Source organism: Halorubrum sp. AD140 (assembly GCF_034497445.1).
Classification (GTDB): Archaea; Halobacteriota; Halobacteria; order Halobacteriales; family Haloferacaceae; genus Halorubrum.
Genome location: NZ_JAXRUU010000369.1, coordinates 1 through 1,001 on the forward strand (window position 1 = coordinate 1; position 1,001 = coordinate 1,001).

The window sequence follows — 1,001 nt, forward strand, 5'->3', positions numbered from 1 at the left end:
CGGGCGTCAGGAGCGAGACGGTCGTTCCGGCTGCCACGTCGACGGAGGCCTTCGCCGGGACGGGCTCGCCGCCGACGAGGTTCTCGCCGGTCGCGCCGTCTTCACCGCCGTCGAGCCCCGCGGGGGCGGTCCGCCGCCGCTCCGTCAGCAGCGACACGGTGGCGTCGGTCTCGACGGTGACGGTCCGTTCGAGGCCCAACCCGCCGCGGTGCCGCCCGTCGCCGCCGCTCGACGGACGCAGCGCGTACCGTTCGACGCGGAGCGGGTACTCGATCTCCATCGCCTCCGCGGGCGTGTTGAGCGTGTTGGTCATCCCGACCTGCACCCCGTCCATGCCGTCCGTCTCGGGGCGGGCTCCGAAGCCGCCGCCGATCGTCTCGTAGTAGGTGAACTCGCCGCTCCGGTCGCCGACGATGAGGTTGTTCATCGTCCCCTGTCCGCCCGCGGGAACCGCCTCGGGGACCGCCGCCGCGACCGCCGCCAGCGTGACGTCCATGACCCGCTGGCTGGTCTCGACGTTGCCGCCGACGACAGCGGCCGGAGGCTCGGGGTTGAGCACCGACCCCTCGGGCGCCGACACGGCCACTGGCTCGTACCGCCGTGGTTCGGCTGGATGTCCGGGTCGGTTATCGCGCGGACGACGAAGTACACCGCGCTCTTCGCGACCGACGGCGGCGCGTTGAGGTTCCCTGCCACCTGGTCTGCGGTCCCGGCGAAGTCGACGTCGATCGAGCGCCCGTCGACGGCGACGGCCGCCTCGATCGGCACGTCGTCGTCGGTGACGCCGTCGCCTTCGAGGATGTCCTGCGCCCGGTAGGTGCCGTCCGGGAGCGCCTCGAGCTCGGCTTCGACGCGCTCGCGGGAGTAGTCGATGACGGCGTCGAACGCGTCGAGCAGGGTCGCGCCGTGTTCGTCGAGCAGCTCGCCGATCCGCTCCTCTGCTCGCGCGTTGGCGGCGCGCTGGGCTCGGAGGTCGGCCTCGCGCTCGTCCGGCGTCCGAA

The 1,001-nt window shown here is 73.0% G+C and carries 1 pseudogene; it reads right to left on the reverse strand.

From position 1 onward, the window contains the following. Positions 1–61 precede the first annotated feature (61 nt). Positions 62–1,001, reverse strand: a pseudogene (locus U4E84_RS18940) (hydantoinase B/oxoprolinase family protein); the annotation flags it as partial.